General features: G+C 61.7%; 7 protein-coding genes. 2 read left to right on the top strand and 5 right to left on the bottom strand.

The window, feature by feature from the left end; genetic code table 11:
- Nucleotides 1-15: 15 nt before the first annotated feature.
- From AW06_RS21360 to AW06_RS19265, 5 genes are all read right to left on the bottom strand, one after another.
- Entirely contained in the window at nucleotides 16-285 is a 270-nt protein-coding gene (locus AW06_RS21360; protein ID WP_273704920.1) for a YkgJ family cysteine cluster protein, read from the bottom strand.
- A complete protein-coding gene (locus AW06_RS19280; protein WP_034953717.1) occupies nucleotides 266-1090 on the bottom strand; it encodes an IclR family transcriptional regulator in 825 nt (274 codons plus the stop codon). The genes AW06_RS21360 and AW06_RS19280 overlap by 20 nt, the downstream gene beginning before the upstream one ends.
- 16 nt (nucleotides 1091-1106) lie before the next feature.
- A complete protein-coding gene (gene tpx / locus AW06_RS19275) occupies nucleotides 1107-1610 on the bottom strand; it encodes a thiol peroxidase (protein ID WP_034953713.1) in 504 nt (167 codons plus the stop codon).
- Nucleotides 1611-1760: 150 nt separating this feature from the next.
- Nucleotides 1761-3866, bottom strand: coding sequence for a methionine--tRNA ligase (gene metG / locus AW06_RS19270; RefSeq protein WP_034953710.1), 2106 nt, complete (start codon nucleotides 3864-3866; stop codon nucleotides 1761-1763).
- A gap of 46 nt (nucleotides 3867-3912) precedes the next feature.
- Complete coding sequence (locus tag AW06_RS19265; RefSeq protein ID WP_034953708.1) at nucleotides 3913-5439, bottom strand: hypothetical protein; 1527 nt, start codon at nucleotides 5437-5439, stop codon at nucleotides 3913-3915.
- A gap of 165 nt (nucleotides 5440-5604) precedes the next feature.
- On the opposite strand from AW06_RS19265, the gene AW06_RS19260 reads away from it, so the two are divergent.
- Nucleotides 5605-6426: a thymidylate synthase gene (locus tag AW06_RS19260; RefSeq protein WP_034953705.1), complete on the top strand. Its 822-nt coding sequence runs from the start codon at nucleotides 5605-5607 to the stop codon at nucleotides 6424-6426.
- Between the two features lie 11 nt (nucleotides 6427-6437).
- Nucleotides 6438-6986 (top strand): dihydrofolate reductase, encoded by a 549-nt coding sequence (locus AW06_RS19255; RefSeq protein ID WP_034953703.1) that lies wholly within the window; start codon nucleotides 6438-6440, stop codon nucleotides 6984-6986.
- Nucleotides 6987-7184 lie beyond the last annotated feature (198 nt).

The following is a 7184-nucleotide window of genomic DNA, read 5'->3' as shown; positions in this document are numbered from 1 at the left end:
AAGTCCGACAAGCTGCTAGGGTCGGGTTGCCTGTTCCAGTGCGGCTAGCCAGGCGATCGCCTGTTGTCGATGGTCTCCGCACATTTCGACGGAGGGCTGCAGTCCGGAGCAGCATGACGGCCGCTCGGGGCGGCCCCACAAACCACAGCGCCAGTCTTCGGTCAGATTCGCGCAGTGTTCGCCAGCCGGTTTACCGTTGGGGTGGCCTGGCATCGCGGTTGTGATCGAGGGTGCGATGCAACAGGCCGCGCAGGCGGGCCGGCATTCACGCCATGCTGTCAGCATCGACGCTGCCGTGACCGAGCCGCCGGGAAAGCGTCGCTGCCGCCTCGCGCGTACTCTGTGCGATCGGGCTTTCCCAGTCGATGTCGAAGTTCCCGATGATGCCCAGCGAAGTGATCGCGGCGACCATGCGGCCGCTGTGATCGAAGACCGGAGCGCTGAAGCCATTGATTCCCGGGGTGACACTGCCCGAAGCGCGCGAGATGCCGTGGCCGCGGATCTCGTCGAGTTGCGCCATGAGCGCGGCGAGTACCGCCTCCGGCTGCGCATTCCTTGCCTCGGCAGTTGCCCGCACCTCAGCGTCAAGCATCTTTTTGAGATACGGCGAGCGATAGAAAGCCGAGAAAGCCAGACCAGTCGCTGACGAAGTGAGCGGCAGCACGACGCCGGTTCGCAGGGTAATGGTGACCGGACCGCCGGCTTCGACCCAGCGTACACAGGTTGCGCCGTGATTGCCCCACATGGCGAGTGCCACTGTTTCGCCACTACGCTCGCAGAGGTCGTCAAGCACCGGCCCTGCCAGACGCACGGGATCGAGCCGGGCCAGACTCGCGAGCCCAAGTTCGAGCGCAAACCCGCCGAGATCGTAGCGGCCGGTATTCGCATCCTGTTCGACAAGGCCCATGCGCATGAAGCTCACCAGGTAGCGGTGTGCCTTGGCGGCTGGCATGCCGGCGTTTCGGGCAATATCACGCAGCATCATTGCCCGCCGGCCGGCTGCCAGTGCCCGCAGCAGGCGCGTACCGACTTCAATCGACTGGATGCTTTGTCGTTGTTTGGCTGGTTCAGCGCTACTGGTTTCGGACATCGTTTCCTTTCGGAGATCAGGCCAGCGCCTGCAATGCGGCCTCGTAGTCAGGCTCGTCCTTGATCTCGGCAACCAACTGGCAGTGCAGTACGCGGTCATCGGCATCGAGGACCACCACCGCGCGCGCCGCCAGCCCCGCCAGCGGTCCATTGCTCAAGGCCACGCCGTAGGCTTCGAGAAAATCACGACCGCGCATGCAGGACAACGTCAACACCTTGTCCAGACCTTCGGCACCGCAAAAACGGCTCTGTGCGAAGGGCAGGTCGGCGGAAATGCAGAGTACGACCGTATTGCTCAGTGCGCTGGCCCTTTCGTTGAACTTGCGTACCGAGGTCGCACAAGTCGGTGTGTCGATGCTCGGAAAGATGTTGAGAATCTTGCGCTGGCCGGCAAAACTGCTTAGCGACACATCGGCCAGATCCTTGCCGACCAGCGTAAACGCCGCTGCCACCTCGCCCTTTTGTGGAAAATTGCCATTGACCTGAAACGGCCTGCCGCCGAGTGTCACTGTGTTTGTCATGTGGATTCCTGATTCCTGATGGGGTGTGAATTGAAGAGACTGCCGTTGACCATCAGCGGCAGCGTTGCTTGGGCATTATTTCACGGCTGGAGTTCTCACGATGGCCTCCGAACTGAGCTCAGAGGCCGCCGGCGGTCCATTCCTTCCAGACTACTTGACGCGCATGCCGGGCTCAGCACCGGCATCCGGCGAGAGCAGAAAGATGCCCGGCATCTGGCCATCCGGGTCGGAGGCGGCCAGTACCATCCCTTCCGAAAGGCCGAACTTCATCTTGCGCGGCGCCAGGTTGGCCACCATCATGGTCAGTCGGCCGACCAGCTTTGCCGGGTCGTAGGCGGTCTTGATGCCGGCAAAGACCTGTCGGGTGCCGAGTGCGCCGACGTCGAGCAGCAGACGAACGAGCTTGTCGGCGCCATCAACCGGCGTGGCTTCGCTGATGCGCGCAATACGCAGGTCGACGCTCATGAAATCGTCGAGGCTGATGTGCGGCTTGTCGCTTGCTCCGATGGCGGCCTGCACGACGGCGCCTGCCGCCGCTTTCTCCTGCTGCTCGGCATGCCTCTGCGGGCTGGTTTGCAAAGTTGCCGCCAGCGATTCGCGGTTGGCGGCCAGTAGCCCCTCGACCTGTGTCTTGTCGACACGTGACAGCAGGTGCTGATAAGTCCTGATGGCATGCCCGGCGGCGAGGACCGTACGGCTGTCTTCCCAGACCAGCGGGGCGACGTTGAGAAAGGTTTCAGCCTTGGCGCTGAGCGCCGGCAATACCGGTTTGAGCAGAATCGCGAACAGGCGGAAGAGATTCAGAGCATTGCTGCAGGCAGCCTGCAATTCGTTTGCGCGACCTTCATGCCGGGCCAGTTCCCAGGGTTTGACGCTGTCGACATATTGATTGGCTAGGTCGGTCAGGGCCATGATCTCGCGGATCGCCTTGCCGAATTCGCGCGCTTCATAGTGATCCGCGATCGCCGTCTGTCGTTCGCGGATGGCCTGGATCGCCGGCAGCGATTCGTCGCAGGTACAGAGCTGGCCAGCGAAGCGCTTGACGATGAATCCGGCCGAGCGGCTGGCAATGTTGACAAATTTGCCAACCAGATCGGAATTGACGCGCGCGATGAAATCGTCAAGGTTGAGGTCGATGTCCTCCATCGAGCTCGAGAGTTTGGCTGCATAGTAGTAGCGCAGCCATTCGGGGTCGAGGCCTTGCGCCAGATAGCTTTCGGCGGTGATGAAAGTGCCACGCGACTTGGACATCTTGGCGCCATCGACGGTCAGGAAACCATGCGCGAAGACCTTGCTGGGGGTTCGGTAGCCGGCATGTTCGAGTTCCGCCGGCCAGAACAGCGCATGAAAGTAAAGAATGTCCTTGCCGATGAAGTGATACAGTTCAGCGGTCGAATCCGGACGCCAGTACGCGTCAAAATCTAGGCCGTTCCTGGCGCAGAGGTTCCTGAAAGCGCCCATGTAGCCGATTGGCGCGTCGAGCCAGACGTAAAAGTACTTGCCGGGAGCGTCGGGGATTTCAAAGCCGAAATACGGTGAATCGCGCGAGATGTCCCAGTCGGTGAGCCTGTTCTCGCTCTCGCTGCCCAGCCATTCTTGCAGCTTGTTGGCGGCTTCGTGCTGCAATCGGCCTTCACTCTGTGTCCAGCGCCGTAGAAAAGCCTGGCAGCGTGGATCGGACAGTCTGAAGAAGAAATGTTCCGATTGCCGCAGTTCCGGCCTGGCACCGGAAACTGCCGAATAGGGGTTTTTCAGCTCGCTGGCGGTGTACGCAGAGCCACAGCTCTCGCAGTTGTCACCGTACTGGTCGTGGGCGCCGCACTTCGGGCACTCGCCCTTGATGAAGCGGTCCGGCAGGAACATCTGCTTGAGCGGGTCGTAATACTGCTCGATGGTGCGTGTCTCGATCAGACCCGCCGCCTGCAGGCGCGTGTAGATTTCGTTGGCGCAGGCGCGGGTCTCCTCGGAATGCGTCGTGTAGTAGTTGTCGAAACCGACGAGGAAGCCGGCGAAGTCGCGCGCGTGCTCGCCATGGACCCGTTCGATCAGCGCTTCCGGGGTGATTCCCTCCTGCTCGGCGCGCAGCATGATCGGCGTGCCATGCGTGTCGTCGGCGCAGACATACCAGCATTCATGCCCGCGCATTTTCTGGAAACGCACCCAGATGTCGGTCTGAATGTACTCGACCAGATGGCCGAGGTGAATTGCGCCGTTGGCATATGGCAGGGCGGAGGTTACGAGAATCTGGCGTGTCATTGAGTTGGGCGCAACCGGGGCAAAGGCGCATTCTACCAAAGCGGGGTCAGGCCGGTGACGGCTGATCGTGATAACGAGCAATTTCGTAATCGCAGCCACTCGCTTCGACTTCCATCGGCGTCAGCAGATGGATACGGCCATCCTGGCTGAAATTCAGGGTTTCCCGCACACTGAAGCTGCCCAGGGGCAGCACGAGGCGTACGATGCCAGGCACTTCATCATCGTGCAACCAGATGCCGGGGATGGCGACAGCTGCGGCGAAACCACTGCGGCGTGGTTGCAGCTCGACACCCTGCGCCTGCCGCGCAAGCAATTGCACCCCCAGGTTGGCGCGCCCACCGGCCTGCCTGTTGAAGCGCCGCGCCGTCCCCAGCAGCCAGTTCTCACCCCCTTCCACCTGCATGCAGAGCAGTGAACCAAGCTTGATCCGGTCAGTCGCCGATTCGTCGAAGCAGGTGCGCAGTCCCCCGAGACTGACGTTTTCGACGACCCAGCTTTGCGTTTGCGTCTGCAGGTCTGCCGAAGTGCCCGAAAAGACCGTGTAGCTATGGTCAAAACCCGGCAAGACAGCCATTCTTGTCTTGACCGCATGGCGCTGATGACGTCGCTGAGGCGGTTTCAATGCCCAGCAAACCCGCAAATGGCGCAACACCGGCAGCAAGGCCTTCTGCGGAAATTCACCGCCGAGATTGAGGCTGCCCGGAACTTCGTCGCGTTCGACCACATGGATCAACTCTTCGAGCCCAGCGAGCGCCTGGCCCGGCGAAAAGAAGCGCAGGCCGGGTCTGGCTGCGCCGGGATGACGAGCCAAGCGTGTCGGTGCCGAACCCTTTTCCGCGTCGACCCAATACACGCTATCGGGTCGGCAATCCGGCGAACACACAAAGGCCGGCAAGAAATGTGCGATCATCCGATCGGCCAGTTCGACCTGTTGCGGCAGCAAGCCATCCATCGAGGAGGTAGAAAATACCAGTGCGTGCAGATATTGATGCCCGGCACTGCTCGAACCCTGGTGACCCGGATAAAGCTGAACCGGCTTCTGCGCATGGCCCGCCGCTTCGGCCAGCAGGGAAGTTCTCCCGAGACTTTTCCAGATCTCTCCTTCAACCGGCTCGTAGCGATACGCCAGCCACTTGATGAGGGTACGACGTGCCGCCTGCAAGCGCGCGTCTGCCAGCGGCAGGGAAACTTTGAAGGCATCCGCACCTCTCTCCTTGGGTTCGAGTCGGGCGCGTGTCGTGCACAGAGCGTAGAGCGCAGCAACTGCCGTCCAATAGCCGTAATTCCGCTCCCATAAGCGCTGCAGCTCAAGCCTCGACAAGAATGGCGAGTAAAGGTAGTCGCGTGCCAGGCGTCGCAGATGGGGCTGCCCAGCGTCATCGAGCTGGCGAAGCACGTCAAAATAGTGGTCCAGGCGAAAGTTCCTGGCGTGCTTCAATGACTCGAACCAGCTCGCCAGTTCATCGACGGCATGGGCCGCCTTCTCGACGTGCAGTTCGGCGAGGATCCGTTTCAACTCCTTGGCGTCTGCGAGGGGATGATCAGGACGTTGCGGAAACAGGTTGATGAGCATGTAGAGCCCGCCTTGGCAAGGGATGACCGGGTTGAGACGGAGATTGTAAACCAGGAGCGCAATCCCTGCCGATCAATGCGTGGGCCTTGCCAAAGCGACGCCGGCGCAGCATTCGCCGGCACTCTCCTTTACAATGCGCGCTGACAGATCGACAGGCAAAACGGCATGCAGCAGTATCTCGACCTGATGCGGCACGTCCTTGAACAGGGGACCCCCAAGGCAGACCGCACCGGCATCGGCACGCGCTCGGTGTTCGGCTGGCAGATGCGTTTCGACCTGGGTGTCGGCTTCCCCCTGCTGACCACCAAGAAATTGCATCTGCGATCGATCATTCACGAGTTGTTGTGGTTCCTGCAGGGCGACACCAACGTGCGCTACCTGCAGGAGAACGGCGTCCGCATCTGGGATGAATGGGCCGACCGCAACGGCGATCTCGGCCCCGTCTATGGTCGGCAGTGGCGTCACTGGCAGACTGCGCAGGGCAGTGAAATCGACCAGATCGCACGACTCGTCGACGGCCTGAAGAACAACCCCGACTCGCGCCGACACCTGGTCACAGCCTGGAATCCGGGGGACATCGAGCGCATGGCGCTGCCACCGTGTCATGTGCTCTTCCAGTTGTACGTCGCGCCGCCTGCCGATTCAGAGGGGGATCGCCGGGCGAAGCTTTCCTGCCAGCTCTATCAGCGCAGCGCCGACATTTTTCTCGGCGTGCCCTTCAACATCGCATCCTACGCACTGCTGACCCTGATGTTGGCACAGGTCTGCGGCTATCGGCCAGGCGATTTCGTGCACACGTTGGGCGACGCGCACCTTTACAGCAATCATTTTGAACAGGCGCTCCTGCAACTGACACGCGCCCCGCGCCCCTTGCCGACGATGCGACTGCAGCCGGAAGTGCGCGACCTGTTCAGTTTCCGCTTCGAAGACTTTGTGCTCGAAGGCTACGATCCACACCCGCACATCGCGGCTGTAGTCGCCGTCTAGGCCTGCGGCCGATGCGTGCGCAGGCTCCGGCAGCAGCAGGACGGCTCCCCATCCTCTCGCTGATCGCGGTCGTTGCCCGCAACCGCGCGATTGGCAAGAACCAGCAACTGCTGTGGCACCTACCGGAAGACCTGCGAAATTTTCGCGAAACGACGCGCGGCAAGCCGGTGATCATGGGCAGAAAGACCTGGGAATCGCTGCCGACCGCCTTTCGCCCATTGCCCGGGCGGCACAACATCGTCGTCAGCGGCAATCCCGATCATCTGCCGAGCGGCGCGACGCCGGCCCGATCGCTCGCAGAGGCAATTGCTCTGGCAGGCGACGCCGCCGAGGTCTTCATCGTGGGTGGCGAGGCGCTGTATCGTCAGGCACTGCCGCTGGCCAAACGTCTGTACCTGACCGAAGTCGCAGAGAATGCGCCGGGAGACCGCTTCTTCCCCGAAGTTTCGCTTGCCGAGTGGCGGGAAATCTCCCGTCGCACCGGCAACGCCCAGGCGCCGACCACGGCCACTCGCGGGAGTATCCCGGCCTTTGATTTCGTGATTTACGAGCGTCGCTAGTTCCCGTCGCGGCGCGGCCGGTTACCAGGCGCCGGATGGGTCGCCGTTCCCGGTCTCGCCTGTGCGGGCGGTGTGAGACAACCTTGATGGGTGCAAATCGCGTCAGCGATTCACAAATCGCCCCTCCCCCTTACAAGTGTAACGTCAGCTCGGGATAACGAGGCCAAAAATGTGGCGCTAACCCATTGATGAGAAACG

The organism is Candidatus Accumulibacter cognatus, from assembly GCF_000584975.1.
GTDB classification, from domain to species: Bacteria; Pseudomonadota; Gammaproteobacteria; order Burkholderiales; family Rhodocyclaceae; genus Accumulibacter; species Accumulibacter cognatus.
Note: the sequence above shows the minus strand (reverse complement) of the source record. Positions and strands in the feature narration are given on the sequence as shown.